At 44.4% G+C, this 20,664-nt stretch carries 20 protein-coding genes and 2 tRNA genes; 13 read left to right on the top strand and 9 right to left on the bottom strand.

Translation table 11 applies throughout. From position 1 onward, the window contains the following. Positions 1-5: 5 nt before the first annotated feature. On the top strand, positions 6-152 hold the full coding sequence (locus IEV61_RS06570) for a hypothetical protein (protein ID WP_188414923.1): 147 nt from the start codon (positions 6-8) through the stop codon (positions 150-152). A gap of 104 nt (positions 153-256) precedes the next feature. Here the strand turns inward: IEV61_RS06570 and IEV61_RS06565 are convergent, their stop codons facing one another. The 4 genes from IEV61_RS06565 to IEV61_RS06550 form a co-directional block, all read right to left on the bottom strand. Further along, positions 257-1,411, bottom strand: a complete 1,155-nt coding sequence (locus tag IEV61_RS06565; RefSeq protein WP_188414921.1) for a hypothetical protein — start codon at positions 1,409-1,411, stop codon at positions 257-259. Between the two features lie 5 nt (positions 1,412-1,416). Then, positions 1,417-1,632, bottom strand: coding sequence for a DUF2442 domain-containing protein (locus IEV61_RS06560; protein ID WP_188414919.1), 216 nt, complete (start codon positions 1,630-1,632; stop codon positions 1,417-1,419). Between the two features lie 104 nt (positions 1,633-1,736). Beyond that, positions 1,737-2,462 carry a YebC/PmpR family DNA-binding transcriptional regulator gene (locus IEV61_RS06555; protein WP_188414917.1) on the bottom strand — a complete coding sequence of 242 codons (726 nt, stop codon included), beginning with the start codon at positions 2,460-2,462 and terminating at the stop codon, positions 1,737-1,739. Between the two features lie 146 nt (positions 2,463-2,608). Beyond that, positions 2,609-3,565, bottom strand: a complete 957-nt coding sequence (locus tag IEV61_RS06550) for an NAD-dependent epimerase/dehydratase family protein (protein ID WP_188414915.1) — start codon at positions 3,563-3,565, stop codon at positions 2,609-2,611. 282 nt (positions 3,566-3,847) lie between these two features. On the opposite strand from IEV61_RS06550, the gene IEV61_RS06545 reads away from it, so the two are divergent. Then, positions 3,848-4,855: an aspartate-semialdehyde dehydrogenase gene (locus IEV61_RS06545; RefSeq protein ID WP_188414913.1), complete on the top strand. Its 1,008-nt coding sequence runs from the start codon at positions 3,848-3,850 to the stop codon at positions 4,853-4,855. 38 nt (positions 4,856-4,893) lie between these two features. On the opposite strand, the gene IEV61_RS06540 is transcribed toward IEV61_RS06545, so the two are convergent. Beyond that, positions 4,894-5,478, bottom strand: a complete 585-nt coding sequence (locus IEV61_RS06540) for a PH domain-containing protein (protein WP_188414911.1) — start codon at positions 5,476-5,478, stop codon at positions 4,894-4,896. A gap of 217 nt (positions 5,479-5,695) precedes the next feature. Between IEV61_RS06540 and IEV61_RS06535 the strand changes: the two genes are divergently transcribed. Then, complete coding sequence (locus IEV61_RS06535; RefSeq protein WP_188414909.1) at positions 5,696-7,876, top strand: polysaccharide lyase family protein; 2,181 nt, start codon at positions 5,696-5,698, stop codon at positions 7,874-7,876. Between the two features lie 95 nt (positions 7,877-7,971). On the opposite strand, the gene IEV61_RS06530 is transcribed toward IEV61_RS06535, so the two are convergent. Then, the gene (locus IEV61_RS06530; protein ID WP_188414908.1) at positions 7,972-9,222 is read right to left on the bottom strand and encodes a glycosyltransferase family 87 protein; all 1,251 of its coding nucleotides are present in this window, start codon (positions 9,220-9,222) and stop codon (positions 7,972-7,974) included. A gap of 98 nt (positions 9,223-9,320) precedes the next feature. On the opposite strand from IEV61_RS06530, the gene IEV61_RS06525 reads away from it, so the two are divergent. The 5 genes from IEV61_RS06525 (at position 9,321) to IEV61_RS06505 (ending at position 13,997) form a co-directional block, all read left to right on the top strand. Further along, complete coding sequence (locus IEV61_RS06525; RefSeq protein ID WP_188414907.1) at positions 9,321-10,214, top strand: LysR substrate-binding domain-containing protein; 894 nt, start codon at positions 9,321-9,323, stop codon at positions 10,212-10,214. A gap of 80 nt (positions 10,215-10,294) precedes the next feature. Next, a complete protein-coding gene (locus IEV61_RS06520; protein ID WP_188414906.1) occupies positions 10,295-10,843 on the top strand; it encodes a type 1 glutamine amidotransferase domain-containing protein in 549 nt (182 codons plus the stop codon). Positions 10,844-10,928: 85 nt separating this feature from the next. Beyond that, the gene (gene crtD, locus IEV61_RS06515) at positions 10,929-12,401 is read left to right on the top strand and encodes a 1-hydroxycarotenoid 3,4-desaturase CrtD (protein ID WP_188414905.1); all 1,473 of its coding nucleotides are present in this window, start codon (positions 10,929-10,931) and stop codon (positions 12,399-12,401) included. A 157-nt stretch (positions 12,402-12,558) separates the two neighbouring features. Continuing rightward, positions 12,559-13,377, top strand: a complete 819-nt coding sequence (locus IEV61_RS06510) for an alpha/beta fold hydrolase (RefSeq protein WP_188414904.1) — start codon at positions 12,559-12,561, stop codon at positions 13,375-13,377. Then, a complete protein-coding gene (locus IEV61_RS06505; RefSeq protein ID WP_188414903.1) occupies positions 13,374-13,997 on the top strand; it encodes a lysophospholipid acyltransferase family protein in 624 nt (207 codons plus the stop codon). Before IEV61_RS06510 ends, IEV61_RS06505 begins: the two co-directional genes overlap by 4 nt. A gap of 71 nt (positions 13,998-14,068) precedes the next feature. On the opposite strand, the gene IEV61_RS06500 is transcribed toward IEV61_RS06505, so the two are convergent. Together IEV61_RS06500 and IEV61_RS06495 are read right to left on the bottom strand one after the other, a co-directional pair. Further along, positions 14,069-15,454, bottom strand: a complete 1,386-nt coding sequence (locus IEV61_RS06500; protein WP_188414902.1) for a mercuric reductase — start codon at positions 15,452-15,454, stop codon at positions 14,069-14,071. Continuing rightward, positions 15,454-15,735: a DUF427 domain-containing protein gene (locus IEV61_RS06495; protein WP_188414900.1), complete on the bottom strand. Its 282-nt coding sequence runs from the start codon at positions 15,733-15,735 to the stop codon at positions 15,454-15,456. The genes IEV61_RS06500 and IEV61_RS06495 overlap by 1 nt, the downstream gene beginning before the upstream one ends. 267 nt (positions 15,736-16,002) lie before the next feature. Here IEV61_RS06495 and IEV61_RS06490 point away from each other — a divergent pair. Beyond that, positions 16,003-16,074: transfer RNA gene (locus IEV61_RS06490), tRNA-Glu, on the top strand. A gap of 75 nt (positions 16,075-16,149) precedes the next feature. After that, a tRNA-Glu gene (locus tag IEV61_RS06485) sits at positions 16,150-16,224 on the top strand. Positions 16,225-16,296: 72 nt separating this feature from the next. Here the strand turns inward: IEV61_RS06485 and IEV61_RS06480 are convergent. Next, entirely contained in the window at positions 16,297-16,839 is a 543-nt protein-coding gene (locus tag IEV61_RS06480) for a hypothetical protein (protein ID WP_188414898.1), read from the bottom strand. 123 nt (positions 16,840-16,962) lie between these two features. On the opposite strand from IEV61_RS06480, the gene IEV61_RS06475 reads away from it, so the two are divergent. The 3 genes from IEV61_RS06475 to IEV61_RS06465 all read left to right on the top strand — a co-directional run bounded on the left by IEV61_RS06475 (position 16,963) and on the right by IEV61_RS06465 (position 20,568). Beyond that, positions 16,963-18,063, top strand: a complete 1,101-nt coding sequence (locus tag IEV61_RS06475; protein ID WP_188414896.1) for an acyltransferase family protein — start codon at positions 16,963-16,965, stop codon at positions 18,061-18,063. A gap of 176 nt (positions 18,064-18,239) precedes the next feature. Continuing rightward, a complete protein-coding gene (gene fucP, locus IEV61_RS06470) occupies positions 18,240-19,517 on the top strand; it encodes an L-fucose:H+ symporter permease (RefSeq protein WP_188414895.1) in 1,278 nt (425 codons plus the stop codon). 10 nt (positions 19,518-19,527) lie between these two features. Continuing rightward, complete coding sequence (locus IEV61_RS06465; protein WP_188414894.1) at positions 19,528-20,568, top strand: aldo/keto reductase; 1,041 nt, start codon at positions 19,528-19,530, stop codon at positions 20,566-20,568. The last annotated feature ends 96 nt before the right edge of the window (positions 20,569-20,664 follow it).

The following is a 20,664-nucleotide window of genomic DNA, read 5'->3' as shown; positions in this document are numbered from 1 at the left end:
TAACCATGAAAAAATTAGCATTCATTTTGGCTGCCGCCATGACATTATCTGCTGCTCAATCTTTTGCTCATGATAAAGACAAAAAGAAATGTGCCGGTCATTGCTGTAAAAAAGAAGTAAAGAAAACTGTAGTAACTAAGAAAGCGGCCTAATAACAAACGCATTATCATAAAAACACCCGTTTACAATTGAGTAAACGGGTGTTTTATTTTAGGGGTATATCTGTAACGAATGAGATTGCCCGCTATTCAATAAATTATTCCTCTTCAGGTGGTTTACGCTTAACCATATTGGGTGTAAAGCGAGGCTTATAGGCAGGTTTTGGATGAGCAGGTGGTTCCTCATCAGTTTCTATAGTAGTTGAAGTTGGCTCACTGGGTGCATCCAGTGTCTTTTTTGCTGCTTCGGCTTTTTGCGGTTCTGCTTGTTCTTCGGCCGGCTTTGTGTTGGTAACCCCGGCCTTAAACCTTGGCTTAAATCCTAATTTTGCAGGTGAAGGCAGCGTGTAATTTGCTTCAGCTTTTTGTTCGGTAACTTCGGGCTTTGACTCTGGCTCATCAACAGGCTTTACAGCTTCCTCTACCGTTTTTGTTTGCGTTATCCCTGCTTTGAAGCGCGGAATGAAACCCATCTTAGCAGGTGCGGATGCCGGTGTCTCTGCAGCAGGTTGGTCTGGAGTTTCTGTAACTGGCAGATCAGGTTTTATGTCGTCGGTAACTTCTTCCGCAGGTTTGGCAGCCGATGTTACTCCCGCTTTAAAACGCGGCTTGAAACCCATTTTGGTTGGCGTAACGGCGGCAGATTCATCAACGGGAGTTTCTATATTTTGAACAATAGCTTCTTCGGCTTTGGGTGCATCTGTACTTTCCTCAGCAGGTTTAGCCGCAGCTGTTACACCGGCTTTAAAGCGAGGGGTGAAACCAGGCTTTTTAGGCGTTACAGAGGTGGGTTCTCTGACAGGCACTTCATTCGCTTCGGCCGATGGTACAGGCGTGGCATCGGCCGGAGGTGCAGGTGTTGCATCAGCCGGGGGCTGTGCCGTAACGGTCGTCTTAAACTTAGGCTTAAATCCTAATTTGGGTGCCGGTGCCGCAGGAGTAGCTTGTTCATTTACCGGTGGTTCAACCTTGCTTAGATCGGGGGCCGAATCGCGTGGGGTAGGCTCGGTAAGCGTATCGGCAACGGTTTGTTCGGCTATCTGATTCTCGGCTTTAAATTTCTCTACCTTAGGTTCGGCAGGTAAGGGGAATTGTCGGCGCAGTTTATTGAACCAGTATTTTTTGGTATGGTCGAAACTTTTTTCGCCCATTTGCTCATAGTGGTCTTTAAATTCGGCAAACAACATGGCATCGGCCTCGTTCAAGGCAACCAGGTTGATTTTCTTCTTTTTAAAAAACTCCTCGAACAGCATATTAATTAAATGCTAATATCAACATTTAGTTTTTTCCAGCGAATACCGGTGGTAGTTAGTTCCCATTCCTCCTTCTCCTCTGCGGTGGCATTCAGCAATGCCGGGAAAAATGCCAGCGGAAAAGCCTGCTGCTTTCCATCAGGTTTTTCAATCAGCAACATATCATCCTGAAAGGCTAATTTAATATTGGCTTGCTGCTTACGCGACGTGGATAATGGCATGCTTTGATTTAGGGTTTAATCTCAACCTAACCGTCATTGCTTCGTACCTCGCAATGACGTCGTTTATTTAAAGCCCTCTCCTTTGTAGAGGGTTGGGAGAGGTCTTACTCCGCCATATTATGATAAACCGCCTGAACATCGTCGTCCTCTTCCAGTTTATCAATAAGCTTAAGTACATCTACAGCAGCTTCTTCGCTAATTTCGGTGGTTGATAACGCAATCCGCTCTAATTTAGATGAGGTAAGTTCAATGCCCATACCTTCCAAGGTTTTCTGCATCTTACCAAAATCTTCAAACGCGGCATGCACCACGGCTATATCTTTACCTTCTTCATTGGTTTCCACAAAAAGGTCTTCCAGTCCGGCGTCTATCAGTTCAAACTCCAGTTCTTCCAAATCGCGCTCGCCCGGTTCAAAATGGAAAACAGATTTACGGCTGAAAATAAAATCCAGTGAACCTGTTTTACCCAACGTGCCGCCTACTTTAGTAAAGTAACTGCGCACGTTGGCTACCGTACGGTTGGTATTATCGGTAGCGGTTTCTACCAGTACAGCCACACCATGAGGGGCGTAACCTTCGTATACAATTTCTTCGTAGTTAGATTCGTCTTTGCTTGTAGCACGTTTAATGGCCGCTTCTACACGGTCTTTAGGCATGTTTACCGCCTTGGCATTTTGCATAGCCGTGCGCAGGCGCGAGTTGGTTTCGGGGTGACCGCCACCTTCTTTAACGGCCATTACGATCTCTTTACCTAAACGGGTAAACTGTACGGCCATTTTGGCCCAACGCTTAAATTTTCTTTCTTTACGAAACTCAAATGCTCTTCCCATTTTTAGTGAGTAGTTATTTAGTTAATGGTTATTATATATGTGTTGCCGCTAACGTAATTTGTCATGCTGAGCTTGTCGAAGCATTGCCGCTTTGCTAAGTCTTCGACAGGCTCAGACTGACATCAGTAACAATCGTTAAAAATCAACTACAAAACTAAACTATTCTTTAAATTTTCGAGCATGGTTGCGGTCATGCGCGGTAAATCATATTCGGGTATCCAGTTCCAGTCCTGGTGGGCTTGTGTGTAGTCTATAGATTGCGGCCAGCTGTCGGCAATGGCCTGCCGTGGGTCGTTGTCGGCGTAACTTATGGTGAAGCCTGGCATTTGTGTTTTAATTTGTGCTGCCAATTCATCAGGGGTAAAACTCACCCCACCCAAATTATAGCTCGAACGTATGCTGATATTTTCTGTCGGCGCATCCATAAGGCTTAACGTTGCACGGATGGCATCGTCCATATACATCATGGGCAGCATGGTGTTGGCCGATAAAAAGCTTTGATAAGTGCCCGTTTTTAAGGCTTCGTAAAATATATGGATGGCATAATCGGTAGTGCCGCCGCCGGGTGCCGCTTTCCAGCTAATAATGCCCGGGTAGCGTATACTGCGTACATCCAGCCCGTGTTTGGTATGGTAGTATTCGCACCAACGCTCACCGGCCAGTTTGCTAAATCCATAAACCGTATTAGGGTCCATTACACAATACTGCGGTGTATTTTGCTTAGGCGAATTTGGCCCGAACACGGCAATAGAGCTTGGCCAGAAAACCTTGGCGGTTTTAAACTCAACAGCCAGGTCTAACACATGCAGCAGCCCGTTCATATTCAGGTCCCAGGCCATTTTAGGGCGTTGCTCGCCCGTGGCCGATAGCATGGCCGCCAGCAGGTAAACCTGGGTAGGCTCATGTTTATGAAAAAGGTGGTGCAGGGTATCTTTATCCAGCACGTTGGCAAACTCAAAAGGGCCACTGTTACGGATAGCATAAGCCGGATTATTAATGTCGGAAGCAATAACCTGTTCGGCACCGTACTTATTTCGTAAGGCAATTACCAGTTCGGTACCAATTTGTCCGTTAGCGCCAATCACTAAAATCTTCTCGCTCATGCAAATAATATTTTGGATGTTGCAAAGTTAAAAAAATGCAGCTAAACGCATTATTCAGATAGTTTTAAATACATAAGTGTATTACCGAAAGCACGCCGTTGATAAGTGATTATTGCAGCCATTTAAAATCAGAGGAAATAAAATTCTGTGCATTCATGCTAAAAACGACCTACCATCGGCATGCAAAACCTTATTACAAGGCATTTAAAGGCATTTTGAATGCTCAAAATGTGTATCTTTGAAATTAACGTTTATTAATTATTTAAAGTTTAAATCAAGACAATGAAAGTCGCAGTAGTAGGTGCTACCGGTTTGGTAGGCACTAAAATGTTGCAGATTCTGGAAGAACGCAACTTTCCCGTAACAGAGTTAATCCCCGTGGCATCCGCAAAAAGTGTAGGTAAGGAAGTTATCTATAAGGGTAAGCCGTATAAGGTGGTTTCTGTAGAGGATGCGATAAAGCAGAAGCCGGATATTGCACTTTTCTCTGCCGGTGGAAGCACTTCATTAGAGCAGGCCCCGCTATTTGCCGAGGCTGGCGTTACCGTGATCGATAATTCATCGGCCTGGCGTATGGACCCTACCAAGAAACTGGTAGTGCCCGAGGTTAACGCCAATGTATTAACTGCCGAAGACAAAATTATTGCCAACCCTAACTGTTCAACTATACAAATGGTAGTGGCTCTAAAGCCCCTGCACGATAAATATAAAATTAAACGCGTAGTGGTATCTACCTACCAATCGGTTACTGGTACCGGTGTTAAGGCGGTAGACCAGCTGTTTAACGAGCGTAACGGTATTGAAGGCCCTATGGCTTATCCGTATAAAATTGACCTGAATGTACTGCCGCATATTGATGTTTTTCAGGACAACGGCTACACCAAGGAAGAAATGAAAATGGTGCTGGAAACCAAAAAGATCATGGGCGACGACAGCATCCGTGTTACGGCTACTACCGTGCGTATCCCTGTTATGGGTGGCCACTCGGAGTCGGTTAACGTAGAGTTTGAAAACGATTTTGATTTAACCGAACTGCGCGACCTGCTGAGCAAAGCACCTGGCGTAGTGGTTATTGATGATGTAGCCAACCTGCAATACCCTACCCCTCTGGAAGCACACGAGAAAGACGACGTTTTTGTAGGCCGCCTGCGCCGTGATGAAACCCAGCCTAATACGCTAAATTGTTGGATAGTATCTGACAACCTGCGTAAAGGTGCCGCTACCAATGCTGTTCAAATTGCTGAGTATTTGGTTGCTAAAAATTTGGTGGGCGAGGCTGTAGGAGTATAAGCTAAACTTAATCATAACTTATAAAAATGAGGCCGACTTTAAACAATGTCGGCCTCATTTGCGTTCGAGTCTTTTTCGTTTGGATCTCTGCTGTACCAATGTGCGCCTATTTTAAGCAGTGAACGCCGACGGTTCTTTTTAATGAAGGTAAATTCAAGTTGCCTTTTTGCAGTTAATAAGAATTGCTTAAGCATCAATTCTTTGTCAGCATCTTTTTTGGAGGAAATATTGGCATCCGTGATGTTGATCACCTTTCCGTTTTTGAAGATTATTTTAATTGTAATAAATGACGAGCTGCGTTCATCGTAGTTATAACTGTAAAAGCCCAGTATATCACGTTTCAAATACCCTGTGTATTCTTTGTCGCCGTCCTTTACATACATCCGCTTTCTGTCGAAGTAGATGGTTACCGTTTTAGACAAGTAGTTAAACAGAACTGAAAATATCATGAAAAAAACTCCCATGAGTAACGACATACCACCTATGCCCAAATAACGATAACCCTTTAAAGCATATAAAATGATGGATGGCCAAGTGATAAGCACGCAAATAATAAACACGGTTACGTTTGAAAGGATAAGCACCTTTTTAAATTCAAACTCCGGCGTGCAATACTTTTCCATTCGGCTAATAGTATGGTATCATAACCAGCGCAATAACAGTTATGTTTGTTTTACATAAATGGCCTGCTCAGCCCAGACAGCAGTATCATTACATCTGTAACAATAACATCACACTACCACAGTACAGGATGGCTAACTAAAACAGGATAATTACTTTGGTTTCCTGATAACCAATCATAGCTTTCTTAGCTCATTACAAACCTGTTCAATAGTATTTATGCAAAACAAATACAAACTCCTGTTGCTGGTGGCCCTTGCTGCATTTTCATCATTTGTGGTCATCAAACCCAAGCAGCCGATCTATACAAAAAGCCATACCAATGCCCCGGCCGACCCGCCGGTTACTGTTACCGACAATGGTGCCACCTACACCCTGAGCAACGGTTACCTAACCGTAATAGTGAACAAGCGCACCGGCGATCTTACCTCGCTCAAAACACCGAACACGCCAACACCCAATATCGAGCTCATGGGTTATGTATCGGGCCATCATGCCGGGTATTGGGAACAAAGCCCGGCCTTGGCCGCACGCGAAGTGACCAGCATTACTATAGACCCTGCCAAAGTGGGCGGTGCCCGCGGCGAAGTTTCCATCAAGGGCTACTCTGACGGTAAATCTATTTTAGGCCCCAACCCCACTGCCGCCGGACAAGGCGGTGGTTTAATTGCCGACCTCGAAATACGCTACACCTTAGAACGTGGCGCGCATGGTGTGTACACTTACGCTATCTTCACCCACCAGGATAGTTACCCTGCCGGTTCGGTAGGCGAATCGCGCTTTGGCTTTAAACTGGCCGGCAATGTGTTCGACTGGTTATCCATCGACGAGCAGCGCAACGCCATGATGCCTACTGGTAAAGACTGGGACGAAGCCGACGACCTGAACATGAAAGAAGCACGCCGCCTTACTACCGGTATTTATAAGGGCCGTGCCGAGCATAAATATGATTACTCGGCCAAGCAGTCCGAAATTCCGGCTTTTGGCTGGTCGTCTACCCAACAAAAGGTGGGCTTGTATATTATTAATCCATCGTTTGAATATTTAAGCAGTGGGCCCAATCACTTTGAATTGACCGGCCATTTGGACGATGGCGATGGCGGTGACCCTACCCTGCTTAATTACTGGCGTGGTACGCACTACGGCGGCAGCCAGTTAAACTTTGCCGCCAACGAACCCTGGACCAAGGTAGTAGGCCCTATGTTTATTTATGTGCCTACCGGTAACAATCCTCAGGCGCTATTTGCCGATGCTAAAAAGCAAGCTAAGGCACAGCAAGCCGCCTGGCCTTACAATTGGGTTAAAGGTGTAGATTACACGCCCGCTACTGATCGTGCTACTGTAAAAGGAAGTGTGAAGCTGGTAGACGAACAGGCACCCATTACAAAATTCACTAACCTGCTGGTAGGTTTAGCTTTTCCTGACGAGAAAGAACTACCGCGCATTACCCACCCTATGATGGCAGAGGTTGCACCATCACCGGCCATTGCACCAAACCCGGAGCCAGTACGCCCTGCTTCTGCCGATACTGCCACTAAGGTTTTACCTAATGGAAAACGTGCTAACCGTGGCACTTATTTGCCGCCACGTGCAGCCAATGGTCGTCCTGCTTTTAACTTCCCTCCGCAGCCGGTAAACTGGCAAAGTGATGCCAAACATTACGAATTTTGGACTAAAGGCACTACAGATGGTAACTTTACTATACCTAACGTCAAGCCTGGCACCTACCAGTTACACGCGATTGCCGATGGTGTTTTAGGTGCCTATGATGCTACCGCCACCTTAACCATTAAGCCCGGACAAAAGCTCGACTTAGGCACTATTGAATGGAAGCCGACACACTTTGGCAAACAGATTTGGCAAATTGGAATGCCAAACCGCTCGGCTAAGGAGTTTTATAAAGGCGAAGACCACTGGCACTGGGGCATGTATATTGAATACGCTAAGCTTTTCCCTAACGATGTGAATTTTACCATAGGCAAATCTGACCCGGCTAAAGACTGGTATATCTATCACGTACCGCACGATACCGATTTTAAACCCGACGGCAAAGATAACGGCCGCGCTACGCCATGGACCTTCAACTTTACTATGCCGAAAGATGTACCAGCATCGGGTAAAGCCACCCTGCGGTTTGGCATAGTAGGTTCGGGTGCTCGTTCGTTAGGCATCATGGTGAACGGTAAAGACGTTGGCCCTTTTACTGATATTGGCGGTGGTGGTGCCAGCATGGTTCGCGATGGTGTAGAAGGCACTTGGGTAGAGAAGGACTTTACATTTGATACATCACTGTTAAAACCGGGTCAGAACAGCATTGTGTTAACGGTACCCGCAGGTAATGTAACCAGTGGTATTTGTTATGATGTGGTGCGTTTGGAAGTTGATGGAGTGAAGAAGTGATCTACAAAGATTAATATGTCTTTGCGGCAATCTCTTTACACTTAGTTACCAGGCATGCGGAGATTGCCACGCTATCGCTCGCAATGACATACAAGTTAATTAACGGCTTGATCTGGTATTCGACCGAGTTCATCATGCTCGCGCAATGCTATGATTAGTGCGCTTACAAACAACATCACCAGCGTAACTATACTATAATGCCGCAATACATCGGTCAGCGTTTGGCCTATCACATCCTTGGTAATCACGTTGAGTAGCAGGCATAAAAAGCAGGTAACAATTAAAAGCGCTGTTCGCTTTTGCTTAAGCAGGATATAGAACAAGTAAGTGTAAATAAAGCTGGTACACACATGATGATGAGCCCATACCCGTCCCGGCAGCAGCAGGGGAATAAGGAAGATCAGGCAAAAATCGGCAGTGCTAAAATCTTCTATTTTCCTTACATAACGGTCATAAGCAAACTTAATAGTTAACGCACCCATAGCCAGCAATTGAAAGCTTAAAATAATCAGCTTTAATGCGTGTGCCGATAAGTGCAGTACCGGGGCATAGCCAATTTCGGCATTGCCGGTATTCAGTTTATTTAACAAAGCCGGAACACCCAGGCTAATAATATTTTCGTCTATCTGCCCTTTGCTAAAGGGAGCCACAAAGGCCTGGTAATAATCTTTCCAATCGTTTATCCCGGTAGGCAAACCTCTTAATAGGGCAGGGATAATAACAAAAGGCAAAGCGGTTAAAATAATCTTAGACCAATCCTTTGGTCCGCGCTTAATGGCCGCAAAAAAAAGGAACAGGATGGGTGTGATCTTGAAAAAGGTGGCGGCCATCCAAAATACATAGCTCCAGGTAAACTGCTTTTTAATGTAGTAATAAATGCCCAGCAAGGTTAGGCAAAGCACCGGCATATTGGCGTTCATCCAAATAAAGTTGTGCCAGTAAAACGCAATGGAAAATAGCAAGGCCAGGGTTATGGGCCATGTAAAATCTTGTGTGGGATAAAGCTCTTTAAATATTTTTCGAATCAGCACAAAAGAGGCTATCCACAAACCGTAGTTTACAATAAAACTGTATAAAAATGCAGAGGTATGGAATGGAAATACGGAGAAAACGCTAAAAAATAAGGCGGCAAAAGGCGGATAAGTAAAGCCACCATCTATGAGCCCGGGCGTGTAAATCTTTTCGCCACTCCAGAAATGAAGGCCGGTTTGCCAGTAAATGTAATAATCGCCGTTAACATCTGCCCGCATACCCCGGTTATAAGACATTACGGCAAATGCCACTGTTACCAGGGCAAGCAGGATGAGCAAATAGGTTTTATTATAGCGCAAGAGGCGTTTTTCCATAGCGTAAAGGCGTGGCTAAGGTAAGTATTTCTATGAACTACCTGTTTTGAACCGCTAAAACATTTACATTTGAACGGTGCTTATCATCGTCGGTTAATATGATCTCTTTCGCTCACCGTGTTTTTATAGAAGTGGCTGCCAACCTGAGCTTTTCAAAGGCGGCACAGGTGCTTTTTATAACCCAACCGGCCATTAGTAAGCACATTAAAGCACTTGAAGATCAGTATAAGCTTCCGCTCTTTGAGCGTAAAGGCAACAGCATCATTTTAACCGAAGCTGGCAAAAAACTGAACGAATACCTTTTACAAGCGACGGAGATTGAGCGTAAGGCAGAATATGATATGGCGTTGCTGAGCAATCAATCGTACGCAGCGGGGCATTTGCGTTTAGGGGCCAGTACCACTATTGCCCTGTATATTTTGCCGCCAATACTGTCGGGGTTCCAAAGAAAGTATGCCAACGTTGGTGTGCAACTGGTTAATCGCAACTCGGAGTATATATTGAATGCCTTATTGAACCACGAAGTTGATGTAGGCATTATTGAGGTAGATAACAAGCTTACCAACGTATCGTACCAGCCTTTTATGACCGATGAAGTAATTCCGGTTTGTTCGGCTAAAAGTCCGCTGGCTGGCAAATCGTTGAGCATTAAACAATTCATTAAAACCCCGCTGGCCTTACGGGAGCGTGGCTCGGGCACGTTGAATGCCTTACTGAAAGCCCTATCCGATCATCATATCAAACCGGTAGACCTATCGGTAAAGATACGTCTGGGGGGTACCGAAGCCTTAAAGAATTTCCTCCTGGCCGACCAATGCCTTGGCTTTATGCCTCGCCCATCAATTAAGCGCGAACTAGCGGAGGGCGATTTGGTAGAGGTGCCAATAGAGGGCCTAAAAATCATCCGTAACTTTTACTTCATCCGCCGCAAGGGTACCGAAGATTACGGCTTAACTACCAATTTTATTAATTACGCGCTGGAACATCAATAAATTAAATTTCGTAAAACTTTAAAAATTCGCCAATGTAGTATAAGTGCCGCTTAGGTTAAGCGGTTAAAAATTGATACATCATGGCAAATTTAAATAATCGTAAAGTAGCTATACTTACCGAAGAAGGTTTTGAACAAGTAGAATTAACCAGTCCTAAAGAAGCCCTGCTGGCCGCCGGTGCTACGGTACATATCATATCGCCGCAAAGCGGAAAAATTAAAGCGTGGGACAAAGACAAATGGGGCATTGAGGTAGATGTTGACGTGGTTTTAACCGATGCCAGTCCTGATGATTATGATGCCCTGGTATTACCCGGCGGCGTGCTCAATCCCGATAAATTACGCCAGAATAAAGACGCCGTAGCATTTGTATCTGCATTTTTAGATGAAGGTAAACCATTGGCCGCTATATGCCATGGTCCGCAAATGCTGATTGAAACCGGCATGATTAGCGGGCGCAGGTTAACCTCATACCCATCATTGCAAACCGATTTGAAGAATGCCGGTGCCGAATGGGTAGATGAAGAAGTTGTGGTAGATAATGGCCTCGTAACCAGCCGTACGCCTGCCGATTTGGATGCCTTTAACCGCAAAACTATTGAAGAAATTGGCGAAGGTGTGCACGAATAATAAGCAACACCGAGTTAATTGAATAAGAAGCAGAACTTCAGCAGTTCTGCTTTTTTTGTGCCCAGGTAAATTATCTTTGTAGCCCATGCCCCAACAAAAAGCCCTTATTATTGGTGCCGGTGTAGCCGGTATTGCTGCTGCCATACGCCTGGCCGTTAAGGGCTATGCCGTAGAGGTGTTTGAGTCCAACAGTTACGCCGGGGGAAAACTATCGGAGTTTGAGCAGGCAGGCTACCGCTTTGATGCAGGCCCCAGTTTGTTCACCATGCCGCAGTATGTAGATGAGTTGTTCACGTTGGCCGGTAAAGACCCTGAGCAATATTTCAGCTATAAAAAGCTGGATGTGGTTTGCCACTATTTTTACCCGGATGGCACGCATTTAAAAGCCTATGCCGACCCGGATAAGTTTGCAGAGGAAGTAAATATACAAACGGGGGAATCTATCAATAACATTCAAAACTATTACCGTAACAGTAACCGCATTTACGATATTACCAATCATGTTTTCCTGGAGCAATCGTTACACCGGTTAAAAACATACCTGAGTAAGCAAACGGTAAAATCAATATTAAGGCTGTTTCAGATAGATGCATTCAGAACGATGCATCAGGCCAATCAAAGCTTTTATCAAGATAAAAGACTGGTGCAGTTTTATGACAGGTATGCCACCTACAATGGTTCAAATCCCTATAGGGCTCCGGCAACGCTCAATGTAATTCCGCACTTAGAACAGCATTTTGGCGCTTATTTCCCGGATGGGGGCATGTATAGCATTACCGATAGTTTGGTTAAGTTGGCGCAAGATTTAGGCGTTCAGTTCCATTACGGGCAGCCTGTGGAGGAAATTGTGGTCAAGGGTGGAAGGGCCGAAGGGCTAAAGGTGAAAGGTACTTTGCATTCGGCCGATATAGTGGTTTCCAATATGGATGTGTGGTTTACGTATCGTAAGTTGCTAAAAAATCATCCGCGCTTATTTCCAGAAAATATTTTGAAACAGGAGCGCAGCAGTTCGGCACTAATTTTTTACTGGGGCGTAAAACAGCAGTTTCCGCAATTAGACTTGCACAATATCTTTTTCAGCGCCGTTTACGAGGCAGAGTTCAACGCCATTTGGAAGGAAAAGACCATTTACCACGATCCCACGGTTTACCTCAACATCAGTTCTAAATTTAAAGCTGATGATGCTCCAGAGGGTTGCGAAAACTGGTTTACCATGATCAATGTGCCGGCCAACACCGGTCAGGATTGGGATCAGCTCATTACCGAAGCACGGCAAAATATCATTCGAAAACTGTCGGCACAGTTAGGGCAGGATATTGCACCGCTCATTGTAAATGAGAGCATACTCGATCCGCGCAGCATCGAGAGTAAAACGTCTTCGTACCAGGGTTCTCTGTACGGCAACAGTTCTAATAGCCAATTTGCAGCATTTTTGCGCCATGCCAACCGTTCGTCTAATGTGAGCAACCTGTATTTTTGTGGTGGCAGTGTGCACCCGGGTGGTGGTATTCCGTTGGCATTATTATCGGCTAAAATTGTAAGTGATTGGGTTAAGTAGATTTATGAATGTGCCTGCTATGTCATGGTGAGCATGTCGAACCATTAGCCACTTTGCAAAGTCTTCGACATGCTCAGACTGACATTTCACATAGCATCTCTTCAAATTCGAAATTGAATATCCGAAATTCGAAATCAATTCCTAATATTGCCTTAACATGGGGTTTATACAACTACCACAGGTAGGTAACATACATTATCACGAATATGGCACGGGCACCAGGCCCATGCTGGCGTTTCATGGCTACGGCATGACGGGGCGGCAATTTGAGGTATTGCAAAAATCTATTTTGAGTCAGTACAGGGTCTACAGTTTCGATCATTTTTTTCATGGCGAAACCCGGCTTAACAACTGGCCCGAAACGCAGATACTATCGGGCATGCCCAAAAGCCTCATGCGCAATTACCTCGAAGAATGGTTTAACCTGCATGGCCGCCAGCGTGTTAGTTTAATGGGCTATTCTATTGGTGCTAACATGGCTTTGGTGTTGCTTGAAGATTATGCCGATTTGATTGATGAAGTGATTTTGATGGCACCCGATGGCCTATCGGTTTATAAAGGCTTCAACTTTTTAATGCACCAGCCGGTGGGTAAGCTATTGTTTAAAACCGTAACCAAAAGCAACTGGCTGGCACCGGGCGTACTCAAAAGCCTAAAAAAGGTAAAATTTATTGATGAGAGCCTTTACAAGATAGCCTATAACGAAATGGACACCCCGCAAAAGCGGCAGGATGTTTATTATACCTTAAACCTCATCAAACAGTTGCAGCCCAACGTGGTTAAAATAACAGACCAAATAAACAAGCACCACATCAAATGCCATTTGATATTTGGTAAGCACGATATGCTGTTCCCTAAAAGCGCGGCCATGCCATTCATCAACCGGCTGCAAAATCCGCAAGTACATGAGGTGCCCATGGGGCACTGGCTGGTTACCGCGCAGTTAGACGAATATTTGGTAAATTGTAATTTATGATACCCGCCCGCCGCAATAACTTATTCAGCAAATGGTTTGCCAAATACATGCGCTACCGCATGCACACGGCCTTTAACCGCGTGGTGGTGATGCCGTTTACCCCAAAACCGGGACACTCGGTATTGTTACTCTGCAACCATTTTAGCTGGTGGGATGGTTTTTTTGGCAATTACCTGGCATATTACCATTTAAAACGAAAGTTGTACATTATGATGCAGCACGACCATTTGGAAAAGCGGATGCTGTTCAATCTCTTCGGCGGTTTTTCGATAGAAAAGGGTACCCGCGAAATGCTTAAATCGTTGCACTACGCCGCCGATCTGCTCAACACGCCCGAAAACCTGGTGGTGGTATTCCCGCAGGGCGAACTGGTATCTAACCACTCTACCGAAATTATTATTGAGAAAGGCATCGAACGCTTAATTAAGCACATTAAAGGCCCCTGCCAAATTGTATATTCCTGCACCCTTATCGATTATTTTGAAAGCCTGAAACCATCGGCTTTTATTCACCTGTTCGATTGCGGCGTAGCAGGCGAGATTCCGTTTACCGAGTTGGTGCAAAACATTGATAGCTTTCATAAACAAGCGTTGAAAAACCAGGTTAACGTAGAACATTAAAGCCCCTTTACAAAAATGTATTGGCAAAGAGGCTTTAAATGCTATTGTCTTTCCATTATTTTTTCAGGACGTTACCCTTCCAATTTCATAAACAAATTATTTAACGATTCGGAATAAGTAGGGTGCGCAAATATGCAATAGCGTATCCTGTCGTAAGTAATGCCACCTTCCATGGCCATTTGCAATACCGACATAATTTCGCCACCTTCTTCGGCCATAATGGCTACGCCCAGTATCTCTTTAGTATCGGGGTTAACCACAGCTTTCATGAGTCCGCGGGTTTCTCCCACCTCAACAGCACGCGCTACACTATCCATTTTCAGGATAGCTACTTCATACTTTAGTCCCTGTTTTTTGGCATCGCTTTCCGACAAGCCTATGCGGCCCAACTGCGGATCGGTAAACATACAATAGGGTACCGGCCTGCCTTTTGTGCTCAAATCTTCGCCTTTTAAAAGGTTACGCCAAACTATGGTAAAGTCGTTATAAGCAATATGGGTAAAGGCGGGCCCGCCTTTAATATCGCCTAAAGCATAAATGCCGGGTACATTGGTTTGCAGTTTATCATCTACTTTAATGTAACCTTTCTCGTCTACCTCTACCCCGGCAGCATTTAGGTTTAAAGCCTTGCTTTGAGGCGAACGCCCAACAGCCACCAAAACGTGCGTACATTCCAGTTGCTCGGTACGGCCATCCAAATCAACCGTTACCAGTATTTTGCCATGACCATCCTTTTCAAATTTGATAGCCTTGGCTTTAGCATGAATAGCGATGCCCTCTTCTTCTAAAATACCTGTCATTTCGTGAGCTACATCATCATCCTCATGCGAAAGAATGCGCTCACCCCGCTCTAACAGCGTAATCTGGCTGCCAAACCGCCTGAACATCTGGCTAAATTCGAGCCCAATGTAGTTACCGCCCAATACCATGATATGCTGAGGAACGGTTTCCAGCTCCAGAATACTGGTAGAGGTGAGGTAGTCAATATCTTTTAACCCTTCAATATCGGGTATAATAGTTTGCGTTCCGGCATTAATAAAAATCTGTTCGGCTTGCAGTTCTTCGTTCCTACCGTTGTTAAGTTTAACGGCTACGGTTTGAGGCGATGTAAAGCTGGCTTCACCAAAAAGCAGGTCAATGTTCTCATCATCTTCCAAACTTTTTTGATTACCACTACGCGAATGCATCACGATATCATCCTTCCGCTTTTTAATCTGCGGCATATCTACCCGGTACCCATCAATATATACACCCAGGTTATTACACCGCCCGGCCAGGTATGCGGCACGGGCCGATGCCACCATAGCTTTGGTTGGTGTACAACCATCGTTAACACAGGTACCGCCCACCCAGCGCTTTTCTATAATGGCTACCTTTTTACCGGCTTTGGCCATTTTACGCGCCAGCGGACTGCCTGCTTGTCCGCTGCCTATAATAATTGCATCGTACGTTTTCATTAAAAGGCTACCTTAACACCTTTCCAAAAAGCCACGTAATCTTTTATTTCGGCAGCTGCCGGTTTAGGGTCGGGGTAATACCAGGCAGCATCCCGGTTTTGTTCTCCGTCTACCTCCAGGGTATAGTACGATGCCAAGCCTTTCCATGGGCAGGTAGTATGCGTGGAAGATGGTTTTATAAATTCTTTTTTAACACTTGCAGCCGGGAAATAATGATTATTCTCGATAATAATGGTTTGATCGCTTTCGGCTATAACTTGGTTGTTCCAAAGGGCTTTCATGATGTATTTTGTTACTATTTTTTGATAAAGCCACCGGCCTTGATAATAACACAGTTAGAATAAATATTTCGCGCTTTTGTTTGTACTGCATACACTGTAAATGCGGCGCCGATAAAAAGTATGTTTTTTCCTTCAATAATTTTTTAATTTCTCAGATAAACGTCTATCTTTGCATTCCCAAAATAGGGGATTGTTCTTTAAATTTCGAGTCGTGTTTTGTCGCTTCGGTGCATACAAGGCTTAGTTTTAAATTGCCAATTAACAATTGGCCCGTTCGTCTAGGGGTTAGGACGCCAGATTTTCATTCTGGAAACAGGGGTTCGATTCCCCTACGGGCTACAAAAGTTGGAAGTTTTGAGTTGGAAGTTATAAGTAACTGCCGGTTTAATGCTTTAGACTTATTACTTGTTAATTGGCCCGTTCGTCTAGGGGTTAGGACGCCAGATTTTCATTCTGGAAACAGGGGTTCGATTCCCCTACGGGCTACCAGTTCTCATATCAATAGTATGAGTTGTTTAGAATTTATATTTAAAGCCTTCAGAAGACCTGAAGGCTTTTTCGTTAATTGTCAATTTGGTCGCTGATGATCACTTGTTCCCTTTTTCTGTCCATTTTTCGGCGGTCTGATTTTGCTTTTTGCTGATACCGGCTTTTATCACTATCGAAATGCATGCTTCCCCAGGCTAATCTCGAGCTTGGCCTAACCATCAAACCTTTGTAAATGCAATCATCGTATGGACAATCGTGCTTTGAGTGAGTTCCAAAATTTCGATGCTTAATACGTTTGTCGTTCAATATGATTTGTTGATTTTTTATTACATCATCCCACATCTTACGTTCATCAGCTTTAGTGAGGTTTATTCCTAAGCTTGAAACGTCGACAAAAGTCTTGGGATCTTTAAGTTGCAGAAAATCAAAGCTTTTCTTAAACGATTTATGTGCATAATCTCTCGTTGCAATTTTTTCCGGTAACGACAATTTATCGTTCTCGATTATTGAGCGATATAAGCCAAGCGTGTTGAAGTCTTTATACTTCTTATGATTATCAATGTAAAAAATATATTCATCGTGATTTAATTCGTTAAATTTTATTTTTAAAGTCATATCGGAGAAGTTGAGATTCATAGTGTTGTTAGAATAAATATAAGCTTAATGTTTAAGCTTCCCACGAATTACAGAGTTGAATCAATATAACTCTATATTCTTTGCACCTTTGTAATACATTAAATGCAAGAGAATAACACTGCCCCACCAATTTTGCAAACCAAACAGCATTTCGATATTCTTGACGGATTAAGAGGTGTGGCTGCGCTTGCTGTGGTAGTTTTCCATTTTATGGAATGGGTTTTTATCGATGCCAGCAAGAATTTTATAGGGCACGGCTTCCTGGCTGTTGATTTTTTTTTCTGCCTTTCCGGTTTTGTGATCGGGTATGCTTACGATGACAGGATAGCACCCTTAGGCGTTTGGGAATTTTTTAAAGCGAGGATCATCAGGCTGCATCCGCTGGTAGTAGCCGGATCGGTTTTAGGTCTGCTGGCTTTTTTGTTCGATCCGTTTGGCGGCCATCCTCAACTGTATAGCACCGGCAAAATACTGCTAACATTTTTATGCTCGGTTTTGCTTATTCCATTGCCTGTTATAGCCGACCGCGGGTTTAATCTATTTAGTTTTAATGCACCATCATGGTCGTTATTTTGGGAATACATAGCCAACATTGCCTATGCGCTGGTATTGTGCAGGCTTAAACGCGGCTACCTGCTCCTGTTAACTTTACTTTCGGCAGCGGCTATTTGCTTTGTAAGCTACCACTCGGGCAACCTGTTAGGTGGCTGGAGCGGCCCTACTTTTTGGGACGGAAGCGCCCGCATATCATACTCGTTCTTAGCCGGATTGCTTATTTACCGTTCAAACCTGATCATTAAAAGCAAAATGGGATTTACGGGTATAGCGCTATTATTATTTCTGGCCTTTATTGTACCGTTCTCCAAATGGAACTGGTTAGTTGAGCCTTCAATCGTGTTATTTTACTTTCCCTTACTAATCGCCTTAGGTGCAGGTGCAACTTCAAAACCCCTTTTTAAAACAACCTGTGTTTTTTTGGGGAAGATATCGTACCCTTTGTACATGACGCATTATGCCGCGTTATGGATGTTTGGCAACTATTATATCAGCCACAAGCCGGGAACAATTCAATTGGCATTCATCGTTTCGGCCGCCGTGGTAATGCTGGTTGCCATAGCATATTTAGTAATGGTAATTTACGATGAACCGGTAAGGAAATTTTTAAGCCACAGGCGAACTAAAAAGGGTTGTATTCAGGATTAAATCAATGCTTCCCAATCGGCTTGTTAAGCCCAATAGCGACAATTCAAGGCATTGTACACAAACCTATGCTAATATAGCATAGTAAAAAGACAACTTAACGCTAAACATTACTATGGAAATAGCCTTAATTTGAGCAACCAATTATTCTTGATAAATCCAGTTAGTCGCCATAATTTATGAGCCAGAATAAGAACTTGTTTGCAATTGCCCTATTAACCAGTTTGTTCTTTTTATGGGGGTTTGCCCATAACCTCGATCCTATTTTAATTCCGCATTTAAAAAAGTCTTTCACGCTTACCACAGTACAAGCTACCCTGGTAGATTCGGCGGTGTATATTGCCTATTTCCTTATGGCATTACCGGCAGGAGTTATCATCAGGAAATTTGGTTACAAGTGGGGTATTGTTACCGGCTTAATCTTTTTTGCTATTGGATGCTTCTTGTTTATACCGGCAGCTAACACGCAGCAATACAATTTCTTTTTGGTAGCCCTGTTCATCATTGCCTGCGGTTTAACTATTTTAGAAACAGCGGCTAATCCGTATATGACCATTTTGGGTGATCCGGAAGGGGCAACCATGCGGCTCAATTTTGCACAGTCTTTTAACGGGCTGGCAGCAGCGTTGGCACCGGCCATTGGAGGTATGATCATACTCACTAAAGCCTTTTCGGCCAAGCAACTCAGCGCCATGACCGAGAGTGCCCGCAAAATTGCGCTGGCCAACGAAGCCTCTACGGTTAAAGCTCCTTACTTTATACTGGGCTGTATATTAGCCGTAATTGCGCTCTTTTTCGTATTTACTAAACTGCCCGAAGTTAAAAAGACAGACGATAACCAGACCTCCAGCAAAAACATTTTACATGCCTTTAAACACCGGCATCTGTCATGGGGCGTTGCTGCACAGTTCTTTTATGTGGGGGCACAGGTATCTGTATTTAGTTTATTCATCTTATATGCGTCACAATCGGCAGCTTTGTCGGAGGTAAAAGCATCCTATTATTTAACCGTATGCGGTACGGCTTTTTTAATAGGCCGTTTTGTAGGCACGGCACTTATGCGCTTTATTAAACCAGAGAACCTGCTGGCGCTCTATGCCATCATTAACGTGGGGCTTTGTCTGTCGGCCATTTTTGGTCATGGCATGATCACCATTTACACGGTAATAGGCATCTGCTTTTTCATGTCTATCATGTTTCCTACCATATTTGCGTTGGGTATTAAAGACCTGAAAGGCGATACCGAATTTGGCAGCAGCCTCATCATCATGTCTATTGTTGGAGGTGCTATTATTCCACGCGCGTTTGGCTACCTGAGCGATAGCACTGGCAACATCCAGTATGGCTATGTAGTGCCCCTGGTATGCTTTGCGGTTATTGCATTGTTTGGTTTAATAGGTCACCGTGTGGCGGTTAAAGTTACACCGCAAGATCAACCCGTATCTACCGTTTTATAATTTTCTATTAATGAAAGATCTTATCCTACCTCAAATAATATTTGGCACCAGCGGACTTGGCAATCTATACGTAGCCTTGCCGCACGAAGTTAAATGCCAAATCGTAAGTCAAAGCATTCAGCATTCGCAAAAACCGGCAGTTTTTGACTCGGCCGGCAAGTACGGCGCCGGCCTTGCACTCGAAGATTTGGGTAAATGCCTCCAAGAGCTTAACATTGCCCCCAAAGATGTACTGATCAGCAACAAGCTGGGCTGGGTACGTACCGAGCTTAAAACACCCGAACCTACCTTTGAGCCCGGTGTTTGGATAGACCTGAAACATGATGCCGTTCAGAAAATAAGCTATGAAGGCATCCTGGAATGCTATGAGCAGGGCAATGAGTTGTTGGGCATTTACGATGCGCAACTGGTATCGGTGCACGACCCCGACGAATACATGGCCGCTGCTACCAGTGAAGCCGACAAAACCAAACGCTACCAAGACATACTGGATGCTTACCGTGCCCTGGCCGAACTTAAACAACAAGGCAAGGTAAAAGCCATTGGCGTGGGCGCCAAGGACTGGAAAATCATCCAAAAAATTTCGGCAGATATTGACCTCGACTGGGCGATGATAGCTAACAGCATGACCCTGCACAGTCATCCTCAGGACTTGTTAGACTTCATGACCGAGCTGGAAAACAAGGGTACAGCCATCATTAACTCGGCTGTATTTAATGCCGGCTTTTTAACCGGTGGCAATTTTTACAATTACCGCGAGGTACTACCTCAAACCCCTGAGGGCGATGCATTGATAAACTGGCGTAACCAGTTTTATGAGATATGCCGCGAACATGAGGTAGACCCAGCCACCGCCTGCGTAAAATTTGGCTTGAATGCCCCTGGCGTAACCAGCATTGCACTAAGCACCACCAACCCTAACAGGGTTGCCTCTAATATTGAAATGAAGGACAAGACCATCCCTGAAGCTTTCTGGCAGCACCTTAATGCAGCAGGTTTAATAAGTGAAAGCTATTTTCCAAATCTTATACAAAGGCTTTACCCGCAGTAATATCTTGCAGCAATCTTACACCGGGTGTAGCTGTTGGTTACACCCTTTTTTGTGGCTTGATTTTTATACTATTGTAAAGAGAGTCTGATACAAGCC

Origin of the sequence: Mucilaginibacter galii, from assembly GCF_014635825.1 — a bacterium.
GTDB classification, from domain to species: Bacteria; Bacteroidota; Bacteroidia; order Sphingobacteriales; family Sphingobacteriaceae; genus Mucilaginibacter; species Mucilaginibacter galii.
The sequence above is the reverse complement of the archived record's forward strand: the minus strand, read 5'-3'. Positions and strand labels throughout refer to the sequence as shown.